This is a genomic window from Streptomyces sp. NPDC029169 (genome assembly GCF_055563935.1).
Genome location: NZ_JBVHXA010000016.1, coordinates 1 through 25677, shown reverse-complemented (window position 1 = coordinate 25677; position 25677 = coordinate 1). Strand labels below are relative to the sequence as shown.

The window sequence follows — 25677 nt, the reverse complement described above, 5'->3', positions numbered from 1 at the left end:
CATGTATCTGTCCTCGATCGACCGGCCCTCGGCCGACGATCCGCCCTCGGCCGGGCGCTCCCGTCTGCGCGGGGTCACGGTCGTCGGCGGCAACGTGTTCGCGCTCGGCACGGTCAGCCTGCTGACCGACGTCTCCGCAGAGATGGTCACCGCGATCCTGCCGGTGTACCTGGTGTTCGGGCTGTCCATGAGCCCGCTGGCCTATGGCATGATCGACGGGCTCTACACCGGAGCCACCGCGCTGCTGCGGCTCGTCGGCGGATACATCGCGGACCGGATCCGCAAGCCCAAGGCGGTGGCGGGCATCGGATACGCGATGTCGGCGCTGGCAAAGCTCGGGCTGCTCATGGCGGGGCGATCGGCCGGCGCGATCGGCCTGGTCCTCGCCGTCGACCGGGCCGGAAAGGGACTCCGTACCGCGCCGCGGGACGCTCTGATCACCCTGTCCGCCCCGCCGCAGGCGCTGGGGCGCGCGTTCGGCGTGCACCGCGCGATGGACGGTTTCGGCGCGTTCCTCGGCCCGATCGTCGCCCTCGCCGTCCTGGCGGCCGCGGGCCAGGCCATCGACGCCGTCCTGGTCACCAGCTTCTGCATCGCCGCGCTCGGCGTGCTCGTCCTCGTGCTCTTCGTCCGGGACCGGCACGACGAACGCCCGCCCGCCGCCCGGGTCTCCCGCCGGGAGGCGCTGACCCTGCTGAGGGCCGCGCCGGTGCGCCGGCTGCTCGCCGCGGCGTGTCTGCTCGGCTTCGCCGTCATCGGCGACGGCTTCGTCCACCTGCTCCTGCAACGCCGCGAGGAGGTGTCCATCGGCAGCTTCCCCCTGCTCGCGGCCGGTACCAGCCTGGCCTATCTCCTGCTGGCGATCCCCGTCGGAGCGCTGGCCGACCGGGTCGGCCGACTGCCCGTGGTGCTCGCCGGCTACACGGTCCTGGTCGTCGTCTACCTGCTCCTGTTCGGCCCCCTGCACGGCTGGCCGCTCCTGGCGCTGGTGCTGCTCCTCCACGGCTTCTTCTACGCGGCGACCGACGGCGTCCTGATGGCGCTGGCCGGTCCGGTGCTGCCCGAGCATCTGCGCACCACCGGCTTCGCGCTGATCCAGACCGGACAGGCCCTCGCCTACCTCGCCTCCTCCGTCCTCTTCGGACTCGCCTGGCAGCTGTGGGGCCCGGTCACCGCCAGCCGGTGCGCCGCTGCCGTCGCCGCACTGGCCGTCGTGGCCACGGCATTCCTGCTGATCAACCGATCCACCACCACCACTTCCACCGACACCGAGGTGACCGTATGAGCGAGCAGTCCACGACCGAGACCGAGACCGAGACCGACGCCGAGCCGCAGCCGGTCCCGGCGCCCGCGCCGCGTCGCCGGTTCGGGCGCACGGCCCGTGTCACCACCACGGTGGTCGCCGCCCTCGCGCTCACCGCCGTCGCGATCGGATACGTCCGGCTCAGCGCGTCGGCGAAGGCCCCCGAGGCGCCCGCCACGGCCCAGAAGGTGTCGCTCGGTCCCGGCCCGCGGCTGCTCACGGTGATGAGCACCGGGCAGGTGACCACGGTCGAGAAGGCCGATCCGGACGGCGCCCGCGCGGTGTCGACGACGAAGTGCGATCGGGTCTACGCCGCCGCGGGAACCGTTGCCTGCCTCTACGCCGACGGGGTGCTCGGCACCGTCTCGATGCGCGTCCTCGACGCGGACCTTCAGGAGCGGAAGGCCATCCCGGTCAGTGGCATCCCCAACCGGGTCCGCGTCTCGGCCAGTGGCCGCATGGTCTCCTGGACCGCCTTCGTCGGCGGCGACAGCTACGCCACCCTCGACTTCGCCACTCGCACCGGAATCTACGACACCAGGACGGGCACCCTGTTCAAGACGCTGGAGACCTTCGCCGTCACCAAGGACGGCAAGCCGTATCAGTCGGTGGACGTCAACTTCTGGGGGGTGACGTTCACCAAGGACGACAACACCTTCTACGCGACCATGTACACCAAGGGCCACCGCTACCTGGTCCAGGGCGACTTCGCCGCGCGCACCGTACGCACCCTGCGCGACCGGGTCGAATGTCCTTCGCTCTCGCCCGACGGGACCAGGATCGCCTTCAAGTCGCCCATCGACGGGGACTCGGCCAAGGGCTGGCGGCTCTCCGTGCTCGACCTGGCCACCGGCCGCGTCACGCGCACGGCCGAGACCCGCAGCGTGGACGATCAGGCGGCCTGGCTGGACGGCTCCACCCTCGCGTACGTCCAGCAGCACGACGACGGCACCAAGGACCTCTGGACCGTACGCGCCGACGGCTCCGGCAAGCCGAAGCTGCTGCTGCGCGACGCCCACTCGCCCGCCCCGCTCGGCTGATCACCACCGCCGGGCAACGACGTACGCGATGTCGTCATCCGCAGGTGAGCCGGAAGTCCCTGAAGTCGGCCGTGTACGAGGCGTCGACCAGGTCCCGCGCGTGGATGCCGACCATCGATCCGGTGAAGCGGAGTCCGGATCCGTGGTCGTCCGAGAGCCGGCTGAAGTCCAGCGGGGGCCCCACCGGCGTGCGTACGCCGTCGTGGAGGTACCAGAACCGCGCCTCGGCGCCGTCGACGGTCACGCCCAGCGTGAGCTGTTCGTCCCCGTCGACGTCCACGATCGCCGCCTGCCGGGTGTCACCCGCGTCGCGTTCCACGAGGCTCAGCACCGTACGGCCCTCGCCCCGCCATTGCTGGCCGTGCTGACCCTCGCCCGCGGGCTCCGCCCAGGTGAGGTCGAGGCTGAGGTAGGCATCTGCGCCGTACCAGAGGACCAGCCCCGCGGCCTGGGTGAACGTACGCGGCCGTGCCTCGACGGTGACCTCGGCCTCCGCCCGGTGCTCGGTGATCCGCTGGGCCAGCAGGCTGTGCGCCCACAGCGACTCCGGGCCGTGCCGGCCGCGGAGGCGGATCCAGCCCGGCCGGGAGTCCGTGTCGGCCCAGGACGGGTCCGGCGCGGCACGCAGGGTGCTCCAGGGCCAGCCCAGAGGGCCGTCCGTCGGGGGTCGAGCCCCTTCGGCACCGGGAGGTGTCGGTACGTCGACCTCGACCGCCGGGTGCCAACCCCCGTGACGCAGCCTCGGCCAGCCTTCCTCGTCCCAGGCCAGCGCCTGGACCGCCGTCTCGCGGCCGAGGGGGCAGCGCGGGCCCTGTGGTGTACGCAGCGGGCGGGCCGTCAGATGGCTCATGACCCACTCGCCGCCCGGCGTCTCCACCAGCTCCGCGTGGCCGGCCTTCTGCAACGGCAGCGAAGGATCGTCCCGCGTCGTCAGCAAGGGCTCGCTGTCCAGCTCGTACGGGCCGGTCAGCGCGCGGCTGCGCGCCACAAGCACCCCGTGCTCGAAGCCCGTGCCGCCCTCCGCGAGCACCAGGTAGAACCAGCTGTCGCGCCTCAGCAGCTTCGGCCCCTCGACGAGCCGTTCGTGCTGGAGGAGCAGGTGTGTGCCGCCGACGGGACGCAGCGACTCGCGGTCCAGCTCGGTCAGGACGATTCCGGCGAAGCGCTGTCCGCCCGGCCGGTGGTCGCTCTGCATGTTGAGCAGCCACAGCCGTCCTTCGTGGTGGAAGAGCGCCGGGTCGAAACCATGGCTCGGAACCCGGCGCGGCGTCTCCCACGTGCCGGCCACGTCGGTGGCCGTGGTGACGTAGGTGTCCAGGTTGAAGTAGGGCGTGCCGACCGAGCGCACGACGGTGTACGTCATCCAGAACTGTTCGCCGTCCCAGCTGAGCGACGGCGCCCACACGCCGCCCGAGTCGGGCACCCCCGCCAGCGAGTCCCCGGGGACCGCGCCCCGCACGTGGCCCGCGTACTCCCAGTGCGCGAGGTCCCGGGAGCGGTGGATCGGGATCGTGGGGAACCACTGGAAGGAACTGGTCGCCACGTAGTACCAGTCGCCCACCCGCACCAGCGACGGGTCCGGGGCGAAGCCGCGGATGACCGGATTACGCAGCAACGTCACTTGAGGGCCCCCAGCGTCACGCCGGTGCGCCAGTAGCGGCGCATGGCGACCATCATGATCGCCATCGGGACGATGGACAGCAGAGCGCCGGTCAGTACCAGGCTGGTCAGGTCCACGCCGGACTCCAGTCGCTTCCCGGACCAGTTGTAGAGGCCCAGGTTGAGGGTCCAGTTCTCCTCGCCGCGGAGCACGGTCAGCGGGAGGAAGAAGGCGTTCCAGGTGTTCACGAAGGCCAGCAGGAACACCGTCGCTCCGCCCGTCGTCATCATGCGCAACACGATGCTGAAGAAGATCCGCAGCTCGCCGGCGCCGTCGATGCGGGCCGCCTCCAGGAGTTCGAAGGGGATCGACGCCTCGGTGTACACCTTGGCCAGGTACACGCTGAACGGGTTGATCAGGCAGGGGATCAGCATCGCCCACGGGGTGTCGACCAGGCCGATGGCCGAGAACAGCAGGTAGAGCGGCAGGGTGAGCAGGGCGATCGGGATCAGGAACGAGCCGACCACGCATGCGAACACCAGATTGCGCCCGGGGAAGTCGAACCGCGCCAGGCCGTAGCCCGTCGCGAGGGCGACCAGGGTGCCGCCCAGGGAGCCGAGGCCCGCGTACAGCAGCGAGTTGGCCGTCCAGCGAAGGAAGATGCCGTCCTCGTAGGTGAACAGCTGGTGCAGGTTGTCCCACAGGTGCCAGCCGGAGAACCACAGGCCGTTGCTCTGGTACAGCCCGGTGCGGTCCTTGGTGGCGGCGACGATCAGCCACCACACCGGGAACAGGCTGTAGACACTCGCCAGGACAAGCCCGACCAGCAGGAACCGCTGGCCGCCCCGTCCGCGCGAGGCCGGGTCCGGGCGCTCCAGGCGCCGGACGGTGCGCACGGGGCGACGCGCCTCGCGGCGCTCGGTGCCGGAGTCGGTCGTCAGCATCAGTCGACCTCCTTCGAAGTCAGCTTGTAGAAGAGGAAGGAGGCGACACCGAGGATGAGCGCGAGGAGCACCGACAGGGTCGCGGCGTAGTGGTAGTTGCCGGCGTTGAACGCCTGGTTGTAGATGATCATGATCGGGGTGAAGGTGTCGCTGACCGTCTGCGGCGTGACGTTCCTGAACAGCGCCGGCTCGTTGAAGATCTGCAGCATCTGGATGACCGACAGCATGCCGGTCAGCACCAGCGCCCCGCGCACGTAGGGGATCTTGATGCTGCGCGCGATCCGCCACTCGGAGGCGCCGTCGAGGCGCGCGGCCTCGAACAGCTCACGGGGCACGCCCTGGAGCGCCGAGTAGATGATCACCATGTTGTAGCCGACACCGTGCCAGGTGAGCAGATTGCCGATGGACGGCCACACCATCGAGGGCGAGAAGAAGTTCCAGTCGAGGCCGAACAGCCTGCCCAGCGGCGTGAGCGGACCGACCTCGGGACTGTAGAGGTTGATCCACACGAGGGCGGCGACCACACCGGGGATCATGTACGGCACGAGCAGCACGATCCGGAAGCGGCCGGCCACCTTCGAGGTGAGCGCGTCGAGGAGCAGGGCCAGGACGAGGCTGATCAGCAGCATCACCGGGATCTGTACGCAGGCGAACAGCACCACCCGCAGCACGGACCCCATGAAGGCCGAGTCGGTCAGGCCCTGGGCGTAGTTGTCGAAACCGGCGAACTGCTCGGTGGCGCCTCCGAGCCCGAGTCCGGACTGCTGTTCCCGGTAGAGCGACTGGTAGACCGCGTAACCGATCGGGAGCAGGTAGAGAAAGACGAAGCCGAGCTGGAAGGGCACCGTGAAGGCGGCGCCCTTCCAGCGCTGGGAGCGAATCATCGGTGGGTGCCTCAGCCCTTGACGCTGATACCGCGGGACTTCAGGTCCTTGACCGTCCACTCCTGCATGTGGGCAAGGAGGTCGGTGACCGTCTGTTCCTTGTTGACGACCTTGGCCCAGCCGGCCTGCAGCTCCGAGAACATCGCGGTCCAGTTCGGACCGTACGTCCAGTCGGTGGTGACCGTGCCCATGCTGTCCTTCACGATCTGCTGGGCCGGGGCGTAGTTCTTGCCGAGCAGCTTCTCGGAGATGGCCTCGGGGATGTACGTGTCGCTGTCGGCCAGCGCCGGCATGACGCCGTTGCCGGTCTCCGGGCTGGCCATGGTCTTGACGGCACCGGGGTTCGTGGACATCCACAGCGCCGCCTGGGCGGCCTGCTTCTGGTGCTTGCACTGCTTGGTCACCAGGGTGACGCTGCCGGTCAGGTTGGTGCCCGCCGGCGTCTTCGGCGCCTCACCGGCGTACGTGGGCCAGGGGGCCAGGGCCCACTTGCCGAAGGACTTGGTGAAGTTCTTCACCATGCCGGCGGTCTGCCAGGTGGAGATCTGCCGGGTCGCGGTGCCGCCGTCGTCGTAGTTGCGCTGCACGGCCGCGTAGTCGGCGAAGGAGAGCGTGGAGTTGAGGTCGTTGTCGATGACTTCCTGGATGACCTTCGCGGCCTTGAGGGTGCCCGCGTCCTGGAAGTCCACCTTCCAGGAGTCGCCCTCGACGGCGTACCAGTGTGCCCCGGCCTGCATGGCCAGCACCTCCAGGGTGCTCGGGTCCTCACCGGCGTAGTTGGTGATCTTGACGCCGTGCTTCTTCAGCTCCTTCCCCGCGGCTATGAACTCGTCCCAGGTCGCGGGAGCCTTGAGGTGGTGCTTCTCGAAGACATCGGTGCGGTAGATGGTGAAGTTCGGCGACGAGCTGGTGGGGACGCCGTAGAGCTTGCCCTGCACCTGGGCGCTCGCCCAGGAGCCGGCGTTGAACCTGCTCTTCTCGCCCTCCACGTACGGGGTGATGTCGGCGAGCGCGTCCTGCGAGACCCAGCTGGTCACGTACTCGGCGGTGTTCTGCACCAGGCAGGGGGCGTTGCCGGCCTTGACCGCGTTGGTCAGCTGCTTCTGCATGGTCAGCTGGTCGGTGACCTTGGTGTACTCGAGCTTGATGTCCGGGTGGGCGGCGTTGAACGCCTTGACGACCAGATCCTGACCGTTGGCCCAGCCCCAGAAGGGGAGGGTGACCGGTCCGGACGAGGTGGTGTCGCCCGTGTCCGACCCACCGCATGCGGTGAGCAGACCTGTCAGCGCGATTCCCGCGACGGCGGCGGAAGCGAACCTTCTCCGGGGGCTGGTGAAGTTCATCTGACCGTGTTCCTTCGGGATGTCGGGGCCCTCTCGGAGCGAGAGGCAGGGGGCTTGATGCAGGCCGGGAACGGCGGCCGGGATCCGGCGGCGCGCGGTGGGAGGATCGGCCCGAGCGGAAGCTGTAGAAACCGGTTGCTGGGACGTTAGGCCGAGTGGTCTGCCCAGAGCAAGAGGTCTACACAGGATTGTTTCGGAAAACGGTTACGAAACACCGACTGCGAGCCTGCGTCATCTGCCTGTCACGTGCGCAGGGCGGGCGGGCGCACCGAGTTACGTACGACGACATGGGTGCCGAGCACCACGTGCTCGCCGTCGGTGCGGCGGCCGGAGCTGCCCTCGCGACGGTCGGCCACCGCACGCAGGGCGGCGCGCCCCATCTCCTCGTACGGCACGTGCACGGTGGTCAGTTGCGGTGTGAGCTGGGATGCGAGGGGGATGTCGTCGTAGCCGACGATCGAGACGTCCTCGGGCACCCTGAGCCCGGCCGCCCGCAGGGCCTGCATGGCTCCGGCGGCGACCACGTCGGTGCCGGCGAGCACCGCTGTGAAGGCCGCCCCCTCGCGCAGGCTCTCCTGGACCGCGCCGTAGCCGTGCTCGTAGTCGTACGGGCCGTGCCGGACCATTCCGGGGTCGAAGGGCACGCCGTACGCCTCGAAGGCCCGTCGGGCGCCCTCCAGGCGGCCCTGCGCGGTGGTGAGTTCGGCATGCCCGGGCAGTACCAGCACCTTGCGGTGGCCGGCGGACAGCAGGTGGCTGGCCATCGCGTAGGCGCCGCCCTCGTTGTCGTAGTCGACCGTGGTGGCCGGTACGTCGCCCTCCAGAGGAGGCCTGCCCACCAGGACCAGGTGGGAGCCCGCCGCGTCGAGCGAGCGGGCGAAGCGGGCCATGCGCAGTTGGTACTCGTCGTAGTCGTAGGCGCCGCCGAGCAGCACCACCGCGGCGACGCCCTGCTGGCGCATGAGGTTGACCAGCGCGAGTTCCCGCTCGGGGTCGTCCCCGGTGGTGCCGACCAACGACAGCCAGCCGCGCAGCGTGGCCGCGCTCTCGACGCCCTTGGCCACGTGGGCGAACGCGGCTCCGGTGATGTTGTTGATGAGGATGGCCACCGTGGGCGTGCCACCGCCCGCCAGGGAGCGGGCGTGCGCGTTCGTGACGTAGTCCAGGTCCCGGACCACCTTCATCACCCGGCGCCGCAGCTCCTCCGAGACCGGGTAGTTGCCGGACAGGACGCGCGACACACTCGCGACGGAGACGCCCGCCCGCTCCGCCACGTCGCGGATGGTGGCCCGACCCGTGTCTCCGGACGCCTTGCGCTGACTCACCTGTGCGGCTCCTTCTCCTGCGCGGCTTCCTTGCGGAAACCGTATCCCATGGTTTCCACCAGGGGACGGCGTAGTTCGGAGACGGTTTCAGGCGACACGGGCCAGGTCCGCGTGGTGCACCTCATGGGCCGGGGGCAGGCCCGCGACCAGGCGTTCCAGCTCCTCGACGACGATGCGGCCGAGCCGCTCCAGTTCGTTGCCGAGTGAGCCGGCGATGTGCGGGGTGAGGAAGACGTTGGGCAGGTCGTACAGCGGGGATCCGGCAGGCAGCGGCTCGGGTTCGGTGACGTCCAGGACCGCGTGCAGCCGGCCGGAGAGGAGTTCGTCGGTGAGGGCGTCGTGGTCCACGAGGGCACCGCGGGAGGTGTTGATCAGGACGCCGCCGTCGCGGATGAGGGCCAGCCGCTCGCGGTCGAGCATGCGGTAGGTCTCGGGGATGTCGGGGGCGTGCAGGCTGACGATGTCGCTGACGCGCAGCAGCTCGTCCAGCGGCACCGGACGGGCGCCGAGGGCGGCGGCCTCGGCGGGGCCGACGTACGGGTCGTGCAGGAGGACCTCGAGGTCGAACGGCCGCAGCAGCTCCAGGAGTCGGCGGCCCACCCGTGAGGCGCCGATGACACCGATCCGACGGCCGACGTTGCCCGTGTGCGCGGTCTCGGCGTGGGTCGGGTAGGCATGGTCGACGCGGAAACGCTCGCGGTGGGTGAAGGTGTCCTTCCCGGCGAGCAGGATCATGCCGAGCGTGTACTCGGCGACCGGGAGCGCGTTGCCGGTCACCGCGCTGCAGACGGTGATCCCGCGTTCCCACAGGGCATCGCCGACGAGCGAGCGGACGGATCCCGCGGCGTGCAGGACGGTACGCAGCCGGGGCGCGGTCGCGAGGACGCCGGCGTCGAGCGCGGGGCAGCCCCAGCCGGTGATCAGCACCTCGGCGCGGGACAGGGCCTCGGCCGCGGCCGGATCGGAGAAGTCCCGCACGACGAGTGCGGGGTCGAGGTCGCACGCCCGACTCAGCCGGGTCATGAGCGGCGGGGGGAAGAGCAGGGGGAGGTGCACCGGATCCATCGCGAACACGGCCCTGGGCAGCTGGGCGCTGGGCATGGCTCTCCTGACAGGCTGAAGGTGACAGGTCGCAGAAACATTTTCTGAAAGCGTCTTCTACGGTATGTCCGGCAGGAACGGGCGGTCAATCGCTTCCCGTGGACAGCGGCCCCAGCTGGCCCGTTGTCACTGGTCGTTGAGCCGATGAAGGGTCCTGGGCGCTCGTCCTCCTGGAGCGTCGAAGGCATCGAAGTGCGTCACAACTCTTGACGTGCCGTCCTCGCGGGAACAAGCTCCTCTCCGATCGATAGAAAGCGGTTCCCGAAACACACATCCCGTGTCGGCCGGTCTTGCCTGTCGCTCCCCTCCCCCTCGCAAGGAGTCGCACATGAACCCGTCCCTGTCCCGCCGTACCGCCCTCCAGGCGGCGGGCGCCACCGTGCTCACCGCCGGCCTGTCGGGCCTGACGGCCACGGCGGCCCAGGCGGAGGAGATCCCCGCCGAGCCCGCGCTGGTGACCTACCCGGTGCCGGCCGGGGTCCCGGTCAAGACGGACAGCTTCACCGTGAAGGTCCGTACGCCTGGCGGCAGCTGGCAGACGCTCGGGATCCACCGACCCACCCTCGCCGAGATCAACCCGGCCACCGGAAGCAAGCGGCAGTTCAACTCGTCCCTCGCCTACTTCGACTTCTCCGGCCAGGTCGAGGTCGAGGTCACGTACATCAAGGGCGGGGTGCAGAAGGTCCGGGTGCGGCCGGACTCGTACGGCATCAAGCCGGAAGTCCTCGCCGACACGCTCCGGTTCACCCTGGACCGGCCGCGCAACGTCGTCGTCCAGATCAACGACGACCTCTTCGACTGCCTGCACCTGTTCGCCCGCGAGATCGAGAAGAGCCGGCCCAAGGCGGGCGATCCGGACGTCCTCTACTTCGGCCCCGGTGTCCACACCACCGCCGACGGCTTCCTGAACGTCCCGTCCGGCACGACCGTGTACGTGGACGGCGGCGCGGTGCTCAGGGCGACCGTCGTCTTCAGGGACGTGCGGGACGCCCGGCTCACCGGCCGAGGCATACTCGCCGGGACGAAGGGGGGCGGGGCCCACATCGTCGGCTCGACGGACATCTCCATCGGCGGCGTCACCATGCTCAACCCCAACGGCTACGCCGTCACCGTCGGCAACTCCACCGACGTCTCCATCCGTGGCATGGCCTCGTTCAGCTCCAAGGGCTGGGGCGACGGCATCGACGTGTTCTCCAGCACCGACGTCACCATCGACGGCGTCTTCATGCGCAACTCCGACGACTGCATCGCGCTCTACACCCACCGCTGGGAGTACTACGGCGACACCAGGAACATCACCGTCCGCAACTCCACCCTCTGGGCGGATGTCGCCCACCCCATCAACGTCGGCACGCACGGCAACACCGACGCCCCCGAGGTCATGGAGAACCTCGTCTTCGAGAACATCGACATCTGCGACCACCGCGAACCCCAGATGGGTTACCAGGGCTGCATCGCGCTCAACGCGGGCGACAGCAACCTGATCAGGAACGTCCGTGTCGACGGCGTCCGCGTCGAGGACTTCCGCTGGGGCCAGCTGATCCATATGCGGGTCATGTACAACAGGAAGTACAACACCTCGGTCGGCCGCGGCATCGAGAAGGTCTACATCAAGGACCTCACCTACACCGGCAAGCCGCTTGCCACGTGCATGCTGCTCGGCTACGACGCCGACCACCCGGTCAAGGACGTCACCTTCGAGAACCTCGTCCTCAACGGCACCGTCATCGCCGACTCGATGCGGAAGCCGGGCTGGTACCTCACCACCGACTTCGTCCCCCTGCACGCCAACGAGCACGTGACGAACCTCAGGTTCCTCACCACCGCCGAGGCGCAGGCGGTGGCCGCGTCGTGACCGCCCCCGCACCGAGCCGCCGGGGCTTCCTCGGCGGCGCGGCCGTCCTGCTGCTGTCGTCGGGCGCGAGCGGTCTGCTCGCGTCGGGCGCGGCCCAGGCGGCCACCGACCACGCGGCCACCAGGGCCTTCACCCACCCGGGGCTGCTGCACACCGCGGACGACCTCGCCCGCATGAGGGCCGCGGTCGCCGCCCAGGAATCCCCGATCCACGACGGCTACCTGGCGTTCGCGGCCCACGCGCGGTCGAAGGCCACCTACACGATCCAGAACACCGGCCAGATCACCTCCTGGGGCCGGGGCCCCACCAACTTCCAGAACCAGGCCGTCGCCGACTCCGCCGCCGCGTACCAGAACGCCCTGATGTGGTGCGTGACAGGCGACCGAGCCCACGCGGACAAGGCCCGGGACATCCTCAACGCCTGGTCGACGTCCCTGACGACGGTCACCGGAGCGGACGGTCCGCTCGGTGCCGGTCTCCAGGTCTTCAAGTTCGTCAACGCGGCCGAGCTGCTCCGGTACAGCGACTACGACGGGTGGGCGGAGGCGGACATATCGCGCTGCGAGCGGTCCTTCCTGGACGTCTGGTACCCGGCGATCTCCGGCTACATGCTGTACGCCAACGGCAACTGGGATCTGACGGCCGTCCAGTCCATCCTGGCCATCGGCGTCTTCTGCGAGGAGCGCACGCTCTTCGAGGACGCGCTGCGCTTCGCCGCGGCCGGCGCCGGAAACGGCAGCGTCCGAGGCCGTATCGTCACCGACACGGGCCAGGGGCAGGAGAGCGGCCGCGACCAGGGCCACGAGCAGCTCGCCGTCGGCCTCATGGGGGATGCCGCGCAGATCGCCTGGAACCAGGGTGTCGACCTGTGGGGTCACGACGGCGACCGCATCCTCGCCAACGCCGAGTACGCCGCACGCTACAACCTCGGCGGCGACGTCCCGTTCACCGCCGACCTGGACCGCACCGGCAAGTACATCAAGACGACCGTCTCCGCGAAGGTCCGCGGCAGTCTGCCGCCGGTGTACGAGATGTACTACGCGCACTACGCGGGCGTCCGCGGCCTCGACACCCCGTACACGAAGGCGGCCGTCTTCCGTGGCACGGGCGGAGCCCGCTTCCTGGAGGGCAGCAACGACGACCTCCCCGGCTTCGGCACCCTCACGTTCGCGGGGACGAAGGCCCCCGCACCGACCGCGCCGACGGCCCCGGCGGGCCTGACGACGGTGGGCGGCGACGGAGAGGTCAGCCTGGCCTGGCTCCCGTCCGCGTGGGCCGGCACCTACACCGTCCGCCGCGCCACCCGTCCGGACGGCCCGTACGAGGAGGTCGCGACCACCGGTACGCCGGCGTACACGGACACCGCCGTCCGGGCGGGACGGACGTACTACTACACCGTCGCCGCCACCGGAGCCCACGGCGGCAGCGCCGAGTCGAGCCCGGCCGCCGCCACCGCCGGACTCCCCGAACCCTGGTCCACCCGGGACCTCGGGGAGGTGAAGATCCCAGGCGCCGCCGCCTTCGACGGCGAGCGGTTCGTCCTCGAGGCGTCCGGCACCGCCGACACCTACCGCCTGGCGCACCTTCCGCTGTCCGGCGACGGTGAGGTCACCGCGCGGATCGTGTTCCCGCTCAGCTCGCAGTACTCCAAGATCGGCGTCACCCTCCGCGACTCCCTCGACGCGGGCGCCGCGCACGCCTCGATGCTGATCCAGGGGCTGCCGCTGCACACCTGGAGCGGGGTGTGGAGCGTGCGGGCGTCGGCCGGTGCGGAGATCTCCGCCACCGGCAGCACCCCCGTGCCGCCCACCCAGCAGCAGTCCCTCACCACCTCCGCCGCCTTCCCGATCTCCGACCTCGGCGCCGTGCCCGAGTCGGCGACCCCCCTGGAGGCCCCGTACGTGGAGGCCGCGGGCGACGGCTACCGGCTGCGGGCACCGTACTGGGTGCGGGTCGTCCGGAAGGGCCGCCGCTGCACCGGCGCGATCTCCCCGGACGGCATCCGGTGGACCGAAGTCGGCTCCACCGAGGTCCGGTTGGGGCACACCGTGCACGCGGGACTCGTCCTCACCTCCTGCCTCGGCGTCGACGAGGAGTACGCGGAGACCGGCACCGGCGCTTTCGACAACGTGAGCGTGACCTCCTCCTCGGCCGGCGAGGTCTGGTGCGTGCCCCGCCCCACCCGCGCGGCCACCGGACTGCGGGCGATCACCGGCGCGGACGCCGTGGAGCTGGCCTGGACCGACCCCGACCTCTCCGCGCGGTACAAGGTGCTTCGTGCCACCGCCGCCGACGGCCCTTACACGACGATCGTGACAGGCGTCGGCCCGGTCGGGTTCGGCACCCGGATCCGGTTCGCGGACGCGACCGGGACACCCGGAGTGACGTACCACTACGCGGTCGCGAAGACGAACCACGGCGGCCGAGGACCGAACTCGGATGCCGTCGCGGCCCGCATGCCACAGCCCTCGGGAATACCGCAACTCACCTCCGCGGGCGTCGCGTTCGCCAACCAGGGCGTCCCCTTCCGGCATCTGCTGCGCGGCACGCACGAGCCGGTACGGTTCGCCGCCGCCGGACTGCCCGACGGCCTGCGCGTGGACCAGCGCACCGGCCTGATCTCCGGAACGCCCACCGGGACCGGAGAGTTCAGGGTCACCTGCGGCGCGGGGAACGCGGCAGGTGACGGCACCGGAACCCTCACTCTCACGGTCGGCACACCCCCGCCCATCCCCTGGACGTACGGCGACCTCGGCGACGTCATCCTCGACGACCGTGCCTTCGGGACGCTCGGCGTGGTCGCCGTCCGCACCCCCGGCAGCACCGCCTACGAGGACGGAACCTTCGTCGTACGAGGCGCGGGCACCGACCTCTCCGTCAACAACCAGGGAATGACCGGGCAGTTCGTACGGCAGCCCGTCACCGGCGACTGCGAGTTCACCGCCCGGCTGATCTCCCGCACCGGAGCCCCCGCCGACCGGGTGGGCCTGCTGATGGCCAAGTCCCTGTCACCCTTCGACCAGGCGGCCGGACTGATCGTCACCGGCGGGGCCACCGCGCAGCTGATGCTGCGCACCACCGTGGCCGGGAGGTCGGCCTTCACGGGGAACGCGACGGCCACCCCGACCTGCCTGCTGCGCCTGAAGCGCACCGGGACCGTCTTCGCCGCGGCCATCTCCACCGACGACGGCGTCACCTGGACCTCCCTCGCCTCCGGTGAGCTCCCCGGGTTCGGCGACGCCCCCTACTACGTGGGTCTCGTGGTGTGCTCCCGCAGCCCCCTGGTCCACAGCACCGCGCGATTCAGCGACGTCAGCATCACCCCCACCCAGATCCGCACAGGATTGGAGATGCGCGAGCAATGAACCTTCCTTCCCCCCACAGCCACCGCAGGCCATCGGCGGTGAGCCGCCGCGGCCTGCTGAAGGCCGCCGGCGGCGCCACCGCCGCCCTCGCCGTCGGCGCCTCGGCCGCGGCCCTCACCGGCAACACGGCCCAGGGTGCGCCCGTCACCTTCACCCACCCCGGCATGCTGCACGCCTACGGCGAACTCAACCGCGCCAAGGTGCGGGTCGCCGCGGGCGACGACCCGTGGCTGTCCGGCTGGAACCGCCTGACAGGCAACCCCCACTCCGCCGCCACCTGGACCCCCCGCCCGCAGGCCACGATCATCCGCGGCGGAACCGGTCAGAACTACACCCTGCTGTACAACGACATCCACGCCGCCTACCAGAACGCGCTGCGCTGGAAGATCACCGGCAGCGCCGCCCACGGCGACTGCGCCGTCCGTATCCTCAACGCCTGGTCGTCCACCCTCACCACCGTCACCGGCAACGCGGACCGCTTCCTCGCCGCCGGCATCTACGGCTACCAGTTCGCGAACGTCGCCGAACTCATGCGGGGCTACAGCGGCTTCGACCTCGACCGCTTCAAGGCGATGATGCTGGGCGTCTTCTACCCGCTCAACAACCAGTTCCTCACCGGCCACAACGACGCCTGCATCACCAACTACTGGGCGAACTGGGACCTGTGCACCATGAACTCGATCCTCGCGATCGGGATCCTGTGCGACGACGGCGCGAAGTACGACCAGGCGGTGAACTACTTCAAGAACGGCGCCGGAAACGGCTCGATCAGGAACGCCGTCCCCTTCTTGTACGACAACGTCGACGGCTACGCCCTCGGCCAGTGGCAGGAGTCCGGCCGCGACCAGGGACACACGGTCATGGGCATGGGCCTGATGGGCGCCTTCTGCGAGACGGCCTGGAACCAGGGCGACGACCTGTACGGCTACGACGGCAACCGGTTCATGAAGGCCGCCCAGTACGTCGCCAAGTACAACCTGGGCCAGGACGTCCCGTACACCACGTACACCTGGGGGAGCGGCCAGAACTGCGCCCGGCAGTCGCAGACCGTGATCTCCGACGTGGCCCGCGGCCAGCTCAGGCCCGTGTGGGACCTCATCTGGTACCACTACGGCCGCCGGCGCGGCCTCGACGTCCCGTACATCCGGGCCATGGCCGAGAAGGTCCGCCCGGAGGGCGGCGGCGGTGACTACGGCCCCAACAGCGGCGGCTACGACCAACTGGGCTTCGGCACGCTGATGTACGCCAAGTAGCCGGGAAGGACCCCACCGATGATCGAGAGCTGGGGCGGAGACGCCCTCACCCTCCACTTCGCCGCCCACGACCCGGAGGGACCGCCCCGGCTGCTCGGTTTGAACACGGCCCGCGCGGGCAGGTCGGCCCTGCCGCTCGTGGAGATCGAGGCCGCCGGGCACGGCCGCAGCGGCACCTCCGGCAAACGGCACGTCGACGGCCTGGTGTCGCGGCGGCTGCGGTACGAGAGCCACGAGGCGGGGGACGAGCTGCTCACCGTACGGATGCGGGACCCGGAGACGGACCTGCGGGTCGCCGCGCACTTCCGGCTCACCCCGGGCCTGCCCGTCGTGACCGCCTGGGCCGAACTCGCTGCCGGGGAACGGGAGATACGGATCGAGCAGGTCTCCTCCTTCGCCCTGGCGGGGCTCGCCGGAGCGCTCGGCACTGCGGGGAGCTGGGAGCGGGACGTCAGGCTGTGGTCCGCGGACAACCCGTGGAGCGGTGAGTACCGCTGGAACGGCGTGCCGCTGGGTGCGGCCGGACTCGTCGACGTGGGCATGACCCGTTTCGGCCAGACCGGATCGAAGAACCGCGTCGCGCTGACCAGCACCGGTGCCTGGCCGTCCTCGGAGAAACTTCCGATGGGCTGGCTGGAGGGACCTTCCGGCGTCCTGGCCTGGCAGATCGAGCACAACGGCTCCTGGCACGCCGAGGTCGCCGACCGCCACGACGAGCTGTATCTGCTCCTTTCGGGGCCGGGGCAGCGCGAGCACCAGTGGTCGGTGCTCCTCGCTCCCGGCGAGCGGTTCACCACCGTTCCCGCGACCGTGGCGCTCGCCGAGGACCGGGACGGGGCGATCGCCGCGCTGACCGCACACCGTCGCGCGACCCGCAGGCCGCACACCGACACGGATGAACTCCCCATCGTCTTCAACGACTTCATGAACTGCCTGATGGGCGACCCGACCACCGAGAAGCTCCTTCCACTGATCCGGGCAGCGGCCACGGCCGGCGCCGAGTACTTCTGCGTCGACGCCGGCTGGCATGACGAGGAACGCGGCGACGAGGGCGTGGGCGGCGTGCCCGGCTGGTGGGACACGGTGGGGGAGTGGGCACCGTCCCGCAGCCGGTTTCCCGGCGGGCTCGCGGCGGTCGCCGACGCGATCAGGGCGGCCGGCATGGTCCCCGGTCTGTGGCTGGAGCCCGAGGTCGTCGGCGTGCGCAGCCCGATCGCCCGCGCCTTTCCCGACGAGGCGTTCTTCCGGCGCGACGGCGTGCGGATCACCGAATGGGGCCGCCATCACCTGGACCTGACCCACCCGGCCGCTGTCGCCCATCTCGACGCGACCGTCGACCGGCTCGTCGCCGAGTTCGGCCTCGGCTACCTCAAGCTCGACCACAACATCGACATCGGCGCCGGCACGGATGCCGCCCCGCACGGACCCGGCCACGGACTGCTGGCCCACAACCGCGCGTACCTGGCCTGGCTGGAGTCCGTACTCGACCGGCACCCCGGCCTTGTGATCGAGGGCTGCGCGGCGGGCGGTATGCGAATCGACCACGCCACCCTCGCCCGCGTAGCCGTACAGTCGCTCACCGACCAGCAGGACGCGCGGCTCATCGCGGCGGTCGCCGCCGCGGCCCCGACAGCGGTACCGCCCGAGCAGGGTGCGGTGTGGGCGTACCCCCACGCCGGTATGTCCGACGCGGAGATCGCGTTCACCATGGTGTCGGCGATGCTCGGCCGCGTTCATCTCAGTGGCCGGATCGACCTCCTGGACGGCCGGCGGCTGGGCCTCGTCACCGAGGCTCTCGACACCTACCGGACCTACCGGCGCGACCTGGCCGGAGCCCGGCCGTCCTGGCCGCTGGGTCTGCCCGGGTGGCACGACGACTGGCTCGCCCTCGCACTCGACACGGGCGCAAGAACCCTGCTGGCGGTCTGGCGCAGGGGCGGCGAGACCGCGCAGTGCGACATTCCGCTGCCGGCGGGACGGGCCCGGGACGCGCGCCGGCTCTATCCGGCCGCGCTGGGAGGCGCGGCCCCCGGTCTCGAACCGATAGCGGGGGGACTACGGGTCACCCTCCCCGAGCCGATGTCAGCCGTACTCCTCACCTGTTCTCAGTTGGTTCCGGGTTCGTAGTTCGTCAGGACGCATCCGGCGACGCCGGCCTTCTCCAGGCGGTAGCCCGCCGGGGCGGAGAAGCCCGGCTCGCAGTTCAGGTAGAGGAACTGAAGCTGGTACAGGCCGTGGCGGATGGACGGGTCGTTCGTTTCGACCGCGATGTTCTGGCCTACGAGCAGCTTGCTCGCCGTGGCCCGGACGCGGCCGTCGTCCTTCAGGTCCTCCTGCTGGGCGGCCTTGGCACGCTCCTGAAGCATCGTCATGTCATCGACGACATCGAGCCAGTTCAGGTTGTGCGCGCGCTGCGCCCCGCCCGGGTCGCCGCAGATGGCCCGCGCGTCGACGCCCCACGCGCGGTGGTCGCCGGTGACGACCGGCTGGTAGTCGATCGACTCGGCCGCCAGCGCGGCCGGGTCGGTCGAGTAGTTCGTACAGTCGACATGGTTCGGGTGAAGCATCGCCTTCAACTCCGCCAGGCTCCCCGCGCGCGGCAGGCCGAGGCTGCCCTCTGTCGGCTGCCCCGGCTTCTCGGACGCCGAGTCGCCCGCGGCCGGATCCCGCGGCGTCTCGAAGTTCGGGCTGCCCTCGCCGTCCTCGCTCGCCACGAAGTCGCTCAGCACGCACCCCTCGACCAGCGCCTTCTCCCGCTTGTAACCCTCAGGTACGGAAGCCGTCGGATTGCAGGTGAGGATGCGCAGCTCCGAGCGGGACAGCTTGAGCGCCGTCTTGGTCTCCGTCGGTGTGACGGCGAAGTTCCTGCCCACGAGGACACGGCTGAAGAGGCCGTACGTGGCGTTCCCGGCGGCGATCTTCGCCATCACGCGCTGCTTGTAGCCCTCCTGGAACGCCTTCATGTCGGAGGTCATGTAGAAGATGATCTCGCCGTTCTCGACGCGGTCGCTGCACACACCCCGCTCGGTCACCGACCACTTCCCGACGGTCGTGAGATCGACGAGCGGCAGTCGGCTGTCCTTCGGGTCCGTGCCCATCCGCTCGCACGAGGCGTGGCGCTGGACGTACGCCTGTGCCTCCTCCAGAGAGGAGACGTCAGCTCCCTTGTCAGCGCCGGAAGTCGGGCCGGTGACCGTGGTCGTACGGTCGGCGTCGCCATCCTCGCAGGCCGTGAGTGCGGTGAGGGCGGCGATGGTCGCGGTGGCAGTGAGTATCCGCTTGAAGTGCAATGGTTCGCTTCCGTCGGGGCTCTTCCGATGCCTGATCATGGCGTGCACATGCTAGGTGATCACCTCCAAGGGGCGTCTGTCTCCCGGGGTTCGACGCTCTGTCAGCCGATGGTGAGCCGCAGGCTGTCGAGCAAGGCGCGGGCGATCCGCTCGGCCACGGCCTCGTCGCTGTCGCGGGTGAGGTCGATCGTCAGTTCGCCCGCACCGACCGACTCGTGGCGCACGCTCGTGCGGGGGGCTTCCAGGCGTACGAGCGCGGCAGGGGCGAGGGCCTCGAAGAGGGCCAGGGCGCGGCGGGTGATGGGCTCGATCCGGTGGCGGTGGTCCGGGGGAACGTCGATGTCGATCGCCAGGCGATCGATGCGCAGGTCGAGGCCGGCGGTCATGGCGGACCGGTTCCGTCGATAGCGTCCCGGGCGATCTCGGCCCAGTGCGGGCCGAAATCGCCCGGCACGGCCACCCTCCCCAGCTTCTCCAGTTCGCGGCGCAGCCCGGCGAGCAGGCTGACCGTGCCGATGGGGCGCGAGGCGGCCGCCGACTGATACGCCGCGTGCAGGACGGCGCCGCGGATGCTGCCCCCGGAGAGGGGAAAGGAGCCGAGCAGCGCCCAGTCGACGTCGGGATCCACCGGCGCGCCGGCCGGCATCTGGACACGCCAGATGCGCTGCCGCTCGGCCGGTCCCGGGAAGGGGAACTTCACCGAGAAGGCGAGCCGCCGCAGGAAGGCCTCGTCGAGATGACGCTCCAGGTTGGTGGCGAGCACGACCACGCCGTCGTGCGCCTCGATGCGGGCGAGCAGGTAGCTGATCTCGATGTTGGCGTAGCGGTCGTGGGCGTCCTTGACTTCGCTGCGCTTGCCGAAGAGGGCGTCCGCCTCGTCGAAGAAGAGCAGTCCGTTGGTGCCGGCCGCGGCGGCGAAGACACGGCTGAGGTTCTTCTCCGTCTCCCCGATGTACTTGCTCACCGCCGCGGCCAGGTCGACGGCGAACAGGTCGAGACCGAGCTGCGAGGCGATGATCTCGGCGGCGAGGGTCTTTCCGGTGCCAGGCGGTCCGCTGAACAGGGCCGCGATGCCCCGACCGCGCGGGTTGCGGGCGCCGAAGCCCCACTCCGACAGCACCCGGTCCCGGCTTCGGACGGCACTGGCCAGTTCCCTGAGCTGGCGCTGTTGTTCGGCGGGCAGTACGAGGTCGTCCCAGGTCATCACCGACCGCACCCGCCGGGCGGTGGCGCCGAGGGCGGAGCCCGAGCCGTCCCGGGCGACCGCCTCGACGGCCGCGAGGTCCGCGGGCCGGCCGAGAAGCCGCGCTGTCGCCGACGCACCGGCGACGACCCCGGCGACCCCCGCGGGGCCCACCCGGAAGCGGGAGGCGAGGGACGAGGCGTCGGCGCGGTCCACGGCGATCCCCGCGGCCTCGAGTTCGGCCGACCAGCGACGGGCCACGTCGCCGGGGTCGGCCTCCGGCACGGCCAGATTCACCCAAGGGGTGAGGGTTCCGGCCGGCGGTGCGACCGGATGGGGCGCGGCGACCAGGGTGAGCCAGCCGCTGCCGTCGAGTACGGCGGCCAGCTCGCGGACCGTCGCGTCGAGGCCCGCGTCGGGCCGCTCTCCGCCCTCGGGCGTTCCCGGAGTCCCGGCGAGCGGCAGCAGGATGAGCAGCAGCGCCGGCTCCAGGCGTGCGGTGAGCACGCCCTCCCGCACCGCGTCGGCCAGGGTGGACACCGTGCGGTCGACGGCTCCCGCTTCGAGGACGACCAGTCCTGTCCCCAGGCGGGACGCGACCCGGTGCGCGGTGTCGCACAACTCGGCGGGAGGTGCCCCGTGCAGACAGGCCACGAGCCGTGTCCCGGCCGGGTCGGCAGCCCAGGACCCGTCGCGCATCAGGCTGTCGGCCGCGCGGGCGAGCCGCTCGACGACCGGCCTCAGAGTGCGGGGCTCCTCGGCGTCGCCGGGCGCTCGGCCCGGCGCCGCGAGGCGGAGCCACGGTCGCTCCGTTCCCCGCGGACTCCCGAGCAGCAGCGTCCGTACCTGGTCGGTGAGCGCGAGGAGGTGCGACGGCCCCCCGCGCGGGTCCGGGAGCACGCGCAGGACTCCGGCCTCGAACAGTGCGCCGCCCGGTTCCAGGGCGGCGCGCCCGGCGGCCCGCTCGTGCAGCCCGCCCCCGAGCAGGTCGAGCGCGAGCAGGGTGCCGGGACGGCTGTGCGCGTGATCCCCCTGGAGCAGGCCACAGAGCCGGGTGTAACGCCCATCGAGCTCGACGCCGAGGCAGAGGACGACGAGCGTCACCTCCCAGGGGGTGAGCCCCGCCGCGGCGGCCAGCCGGGCCAGCGGCAGCCGGACCGGCGCCGGTGTGGCCGCCACCCGCCGGTCGAGTGCGGCCCGCAGCTCGGCCAGGGCACCGGGCGGATCGTCTGCGGCAAGGGCATGGGTGTCGGCATCCGCATCGGCCTCGGTCTCGGCGTCGTTCTCGGCCCGCCCGGAGCGGTGTTCGTCGGCGAGGGCGGGCCGGGTGCGCCGGGCGACCTCGCGCAGGGCGTGGTCGAGCAGCGCGAACTCCGCCCGCAGGTGCTCCCAGTGGTCGGCGAACCCCCTGGCTGGGGTGTCCGCCCCGTGCTGCGGGACCCCCGATTCGTCCCACAGGCCGGTCACGCGTGTACCCGCAGGAGGTCGGAGCGGAAGCCGTCGACGATCAACCCGACCGTGTGCTCGCCCGGCGCCAGGGGGCGCGGGAACTGACGGGTCACCGTTGCCGGATCGGTGTGGAGGCCGAGCGCGTACTCCGCCTCGTCGACACTCAGCCGCACGTCGTGGCCGTCCAGCCGGGCGCCCCGCAGGGTGAGCCTGCGGTCGGCGGCGTCGTACTCCGAGCCGCCCGGTGCCCCGGTGACCGGGTGCAGTACCGGGCCGACGAGGAGCGGGCGGGGGTTGGTGAGTGCCCCGGAAGCGAGGCGGACACGCAGGTCGTAGCGGCCGTTGGGGACAGAGCCGGGTGCGAGATTGGCGGGTGTCGCCGCGGGCAGGACGGCCGTCGCGGTGCCGTCGTCCGTTGCGGCGGCGTCGACGGCGGCGCTGAAGCGTGGGGCGCCGGTCGAGTCGGTGGCGATGATCTCGGCGGCGGTGGCCAGGCCGCTCCCGGTGACGGCGACGGTCGTCGGGCCGCCCAGCGTCGTACGGACCGGGGTGGCCGCGGCGGCCCAGGGGTCGACGCTGAACACGAGCGCGGCGCCTCCCGGACCGCCGTCGAGAACGACCCGCACCTCGGTCTCCGGCCCGGCGGGCAGCGTACGGGGCAGCTCCACGGTGAGGGCATCGGCGGCTGCGGGGCCGACCAGGCGCGCCGGTACTCCGGCGATCGTGACGGTGGGTGTCCGGCCGAGCCCTGACAGGTCCGTCCCCTCCACGCGGACGCGCCCGGTGACGAGGGCGCCGCCGCTCAGGGTGGCCGCGGGTCCGCGTGCGGGTACGAGGGCGGTGAGCCGCGGGGCCGCGTGTGTGCCGAGCGTGACCTGAGGCCGGGTGGCGGGCGGCACGACGGGCCCCGGGCCGGCGCCGCGCAGCTGTACCAGCGAAACTTGGTAGGCGGCCGAGAGCCGGTAGGGCTTGCCGATCGTGCTCCAGATCCGCGACAGGTCCTCCACCGAGAGGGGGTGGAGCCGGACCCGGACGTCCTCGAAGGAGTCGCGCAGGACCGCGGCCAGTTCGGTGTCGGCGTCGAAGTCCGGACGGTGCACCCGGTTCAGGATCGGTTCGTCGTGCAGGGCGAGCATCGCCTCACCGAGCGCCGCGTGCGCCTCGTCGGTCTCGTCGTCCGAGCCAGGGGTGGGCCCGAACGGCGTGAGCAGGTACGACAGTTCGAGGGAGAGGACGGGTAGGTCGCGGGGCGGCGCCCCGGCGCGGTCGCCCGGATAGGACTGGTTCCTGGCGTAGGGGCTCTCGCCGACCTGGTACAGGTAGAGGTTGACTCCGCTGCCGGTGACGGGTGGGTCCTCGCCCGGAGGCAGCAGGGTGACCGAACGGCCGGGCGACAGCGAGGACTTCAGGAAGACGCGCAGCGCCCTGGTGGCGGCGGCGATGGCCTGGGCACTCATGTCAGCGGCCCAGCCGGGCGCGGTCGAACGGGGACATCCCGAGCCCGGGCCGGGCCTCGCGGTCCCGGCCGCCGCTTCCCCGCGCGGGAGCCGCCCCGGTCGGTGCGGGCTGCGCTGCCGGGCGGTGGACGACGGTCAACTCGATACGCCCGATGGCCACGGTCACGCGCGGCGTCTGCCGGGCGTCCGTGGCCGGCGGGACGGCGGAATCGCCCGCGAAACCGCCAGGACCGGGAAGCGCCGATGCGGGGCCGAGCGCGGTGCCGTCGGGACCGGGCGCGTCCGACTCCCCGCGCCCGGTCGGCCGTGCGGGCGAGCCGTCGCGATCCGCGGCCGTGGCGGCGGGGCCGTGCCCGTCGGCGCGCGCGGTGCGGGCCGTGCCGTCGTCGTCGCGGGAGGACGCACGGCCGTTTACGGAGATGCCGTCGGCGACGCGGCGTACGAAGACGGGTACGGCGGTCGGTTCGGCCGGGAACGGTCCGGTACTGGTCCGGTGCTGTACCGAAGGCGCGGGATCCGGGTGGGCCGGCAGGCCGGCCCTCGTGGGCAGGGGCCCGGGTGTGCCGGTGGACCGGCCGCCGGGGGCGAGGTCCTCGGGACCGCCCGTGCCGTCGGCCGGAGCGGGCGGTACGGAGGGCGCCGGGGGCAGGGCGCCGCGGCCGGACGCCCGCGCGGTGGACAGCCGGTCCGGGCCACGGAGAGCGGGGTCCTCCGGACGTGTTGGCGTGGGCGGCGGTGGCCCGGCGGGCGCACCCGGTGGCGGCGGCGTGGACGGCTCGGGCGGCCGCCCGGCCGATTGCCGGTGCGTTGCGCGGGCGGCGGGCGCCTCGGTGTCACGGCGCGGCCCGTCGGGAGCGGGACCTGAAGGGAACGGGCGAGGGCCGCCGTCCCGGCCGTCGCCGGTTCCCCGGGCGCTGCCGACAGACCTGCCCGAGCCGTCGAAGGCACCGAAGGCGTGGGGACCTTCGGGACCTTCGGGGCCGTCCGAGGCGGAGGTGGGGTGCGGGGCGTCCGCGTACGCCCCGTCCGGGGCGGGCCCTGCGCGGTGTCCGCCCCGCACGCCCCCCGGGCGGCCGCTGGGCGCGGCTGCCCGTGGGCTCCGGGCGCCCGGCAGGAGTGCCCGGCCGGCCTGCGAACCGTCGGCCCGCTCGGTCCCTGCCGTCCCCGTCGCCGGATCGACGTCGGGGACGGCCGCGGCACCGAGGCCCCCGGACCGGGCGACGCGGGCCGCGGCGCTCTGGCGCATCTCCGGTGCGGTCCGCCAGGAGCGGGCACCCGCGGCCGCCGACCGCTCCAGGTATCCGCTCACACGCGCTCCTGTGCCCGGCGCAGATCCTGCGCGACAAGTGCGGCGAGCGCCCGCCGGCGCGGGCTCGGCAGGCTCATGATGGCGTGTTCGCTCCAGTGGTAGGCGCTCGCGAGCAGGTGCACGTCGCGCAGCACGGTGCCGGTGGGGACGACGAATTCGTCCAGGACGTACCCGGCGAGGTCGAGGTCCGCCTCGAAGCCGACCCCGCACTCCGGGCAGGTGAGGTCCATCGCGAGCTCCACCTTGGCGCTCGCGTCGTCGACCGCGGCCGCGAACGCGTCGCGGGTCTGTGCCGTTAGCCGATCCCAGCCCTCCGCTCCGCCCGGCCCGTCGGCGACGCCCACCAGACATCGCTGAAGCAGCAGTTCGACCGGCTCGGTGGGATCGCCTGCCGCGCGCGCGAGGGCGACGGCCTCCTGGTCCCGTCCCCGCGGCGGCCGCAGGGCGACTCCGATCGTGCCGCCCCGGCCGTCCGGCAGTTCGCTGACCAGGGGCGCGGGCGGTGTCCGGCGCGCCTGGGTGGGGATGTCGGCCGCGGCGAACGAGACATCCATGGGCTGCGCACACGACGAGCACGACAGGACGACATCGAAACGGTGGCCGTACGTGGAGGTGCGGACGGACAACAGCAGCAGGTCACGGTCGGCGATCGCGAGGTCGAGGAGCACCTCAGGTGGTGGGGGTGCCCACGGACCGAGGCGTACGACGGTACGGGTGAGCAGGCCGGTGACGACCTCCGCACCGGCGAGAGCGGTGGGCTGAGCGGCGAGCCACTCCTCGTCCTCACCGTCCAGGGGGCGTACCCAGGCGGTCGTGACGAGACCGCCGTCGTCGGTGACGAGGCCGGCGAGCAGGGTCACCGGCCGGTGGGTGTGGTGGTCGGGCGGGGGGGGGGGGGGGGGGGGGGGGGGGGGGGGGGGGGGGGGGGGGGGGGGGGGGGGGGGGGGGGGGGGGGGGGGGGGGGGGGGGGGGGGGG

18 protein-coding genes are annotated in these 25677 nt (G+C 71.7%); 6 read left to right on the top strand and 12 right to left on the bottom strand.

What is annotated here, in order from left to right; all coding sequences use genetic code 11:
* The first annotated feature begins 1 nt into the window (after nt 1).
* Both ACZ4VI_RS26250 and ACZ4VI_RS26245 read left to right on the top strand, forming a co-directional pair.
* Nucleotides 2-1285 carry an MFS transporter gene (locus ACZ4VI_RS26250; protein WP_468003024.1) on the top strand — a complete coding sequence of 428 codons (1284 nt, stop codon included), beginning with the start codon at nt 2-4 and terminating at the stop codon, nt 1283-1285.
* Nucleotides 1282-2343, top strand: coding sequence for a TolB family protein (locus ACZ4VI_RS26245; RefSeq protein ID WP_468003022.1), 1062 nt, complete (start codon nt 1282-1284; stop codon nt 2341-2343). Before ACZ4VI_RS26250 ends, ACZ4VI_RS26245 begins: the two co-directional genes overlap by 4 nt.
* 34 nt (nt 2344-2377) lie before the next feature.
* Here ACZ4VI_RS26245 and ACZ4VI_RS26240 read toward each other — a convergent pair whose 3' ends face one another.
* The 6 genes from ACZ4VI_RS26240 to ACZ4VI_RS26215 form a co-directional block, all read right to left on the bottom strand.
* Nucleotides 2378-3964 (bottom strand): glycoside hydrolase family 43 protein, encoded by a 1587-nt coding sequence (locus tag ACZ4VI_RS26240; protein WP_468003020.1) that lies wholly within the window; start codon nt 3962-3964, stop codon nt 2378-2380.
* Nucleotides 3961-4887, bottom strand: coding sequence for a carbohydrate ABC transporter permease (locus tag ACZ4VI_RS26235; RefSeq protein WP_468003018.1), 927 nt, complete (start codon nt 4885-4887; stop codon nt 3961-3963). The genes ACZ4VI_RS26240 and ACZ4VI_RS26235 overlap by 4 nt, the downstream gene beginning before the upstream one ends.
* Entirely contained in the window at nt 4887-5771 is an 885-nt protein-coding gene (locus ACZ4VI_RS26230) for a carbohydrate ABC transporter permease (protein ID WP_468003016.1), read from the bottom strand. Before ACZ4VI_RS26230 ends, ACZ4VI_RS26235 begins: the two co-directional genes overlap by 1 nt.
* An 11-nt stretch (nt 5772-5782) precedes the next feature.
* A complete protein-coding gene (locus ACZ4VI_RS26225) occupies nt 5783-7114 on the bottom strand; it encodes an ABC transporter substrate-binding protein (RefSeq protein ID WP_468003014.1) in 1332 nt (443 codons plus the stop codon).
* A gap of 242 nt (nt 7115-7356) precedes the next feature.
* Entirely contained in the window at nt 7357-8439 is a 1083-nt protein-coding gene (locus ACZ4VI_RS26220) for a LacI family DNA-binding transcriptional regulator (protein ID WP_468003012.1), read from the bottom strand.
* An 87-nt stretch (nt 8440-8526) separates the two neighbouring features.
* On the bottom strand, nt 8527-9540 hold the full coding sequence (locus tag ACZ4VI_RS26215) for a hydroxyacid dehydrogenase (protein WP_468003010.1): 1014 nt from the start codon (nt 9538-9540) through the stop codon (nt 8527-8529).
* A 328-nt stretch (nt 9541-9868) separates the two neighbouring features.
* On the opposite strand from ACZ4VI_RS26215, the gene ACZ4VI_RS26210 reads away from it, so the two are divergent.
* Genes ACZ4VI_RS26210 through ACZ4VI_RS26195 form a run of 4 tightly spaced genes read left to right on the top strand, consistent with a single transcriptional unit; the run spans nt 9869 to nt 18140 of the window.
* Entirely contained in the window at nt 9869-11395 is a 1527-nt protein-coding gene (locus tag ACZ4VI_RS26210; RefSeq protein WP_468003008.1) for a glycosyl hydrolase family 28 protein, read from the top strand.
* Nucleotides 11392-14760, top strand: a complete 3369-nt coding sequence (locus tag ACZ4VI_RS26205) for an alginate lyase family protein (RefSeq protein ID WP_468003006.1) — start codon at nt 11392-11394, stop codon at nt 14758-14760. The genes ACZ4VI_RS26210 and ACZ4VI_RS26205 overlap by 4 nt, the downstream gene beginning before the upstream one ends.
* Nucleotides 14757-16013, top strand: coding sequence for an alginate lyase family protein (locus ACZ4VI_RS26200; protein ID WP_468003004.1), 1257 nt, complete (start codon nt 14757-14759; stop codon nt 16011-16013). The genes ACZ4VI_RS26205 and ACZ4VI_RS26200 overlap by 4 nt, the downstream gene beginning before the upstream one ends.
* 18 nt (nt 16014-16031) lie before the next feature.
* Nucleotides 16032-18140, top strand: a complete 2109-nt coding sequence (locus ACZ4VI_RS26195) for an alpha-galactosidase (RefSeq protein WP_468003002.1) — start codon at nt 16032-16034, stop codon at nt 18138-18140.
* On the opposite strand, the gene ACZ4VI_RS26190 is transcribed toward ACZ4VI_RS26195, so the two are convergent.
* From ACZ4VI_RS26190 to ACZ4VI_RS26165, 6 genes are all read right to left on the bottom strand, one after another.
* Nucleotides 18119-19342: a hypothetical protein gene (locus tag ACZ4VI_RS26190; RefSeq protein ID WP_468003000.1), complete on the bottom strand. Its 1224-nt coding sequence runs from the start codon at nt 19340-19342 to the stop codon at nt 18119-18121. The two genes, ACZ4VI_RS26195 and ACZ4VI_RS26190, sit on opposite strands and share 22 nt — an antisense overlap.
* Before the next feature lie 62 nt (nt 19343-19404).
* Nucleotides 19405-19689: a hypothetical protein gene (locus ACZ4VI_RS26185; RefSeq protein ID WP_468002998.1), complete on the bottom strand. Its 285-nt coding sequence runs from the start codon at nt 19687-19689 to the stop codon at nt 19405-19407.
* Nucleotides 19686-21953, bottom strand: coding sequence for an ATP-binding protein (locus tag ACZ4VI_RS26180; protein ID WP_468002996.1), 2268 nt, complete (start codon nt 21951-21953; stop codon nt 19686-19688). The genes ACZ4VI_RS26185 and ACZ4VI_RS26180 overlap by 4 nt, the downstream gene beginning before the upstream one ends.
* Nucleotides 21950-23392 (bottom strand): Pvc16 family protein, encoded by a 1443-nt coding sequence (locus tag ACZ4VI_RS26175; RefSeq protein ID WP_468002995.1) that lies wholly within the window; start codon nt 23390-23392, stop codon nt 21950-21952. Before ACZ4VI_RS26175 ends, ACZ4VI_RS26180 begins: the two co-directional genes overlap by 4 nt.
* Before the next feature lies 1 nt (nt 23393).
* Complete coding sequence (locus ACZ4VI_RS26170; protein ID WP_468002993.1) at nt 23394-24701, bottom strand: hypothetical protein; 1308 nt, start codon at nt 24699-24701, stop codon at nt 23394-23396.
* Nucleotides 24698-25561 carry a T4 family baseplate hub assembly chaperone gene (locus tag ACZ4VI_RS26165; RefSeq protein WP_468002991.1) on the bottom strand — a complete coding sequence of 288 codons (864 nt, stop codon included), beginning with the start codon at nt 25559-25561 and terminating at the stop codon, nt 24698-24700. The genes ACZ4VI_RS26170 and ACZ4VI_RS26165 overlap by 4 nt, the downstream gene beginning before the upstream one ends.
* Nucleotides 25562-25677: the final 116 nt, after the last annotated feature.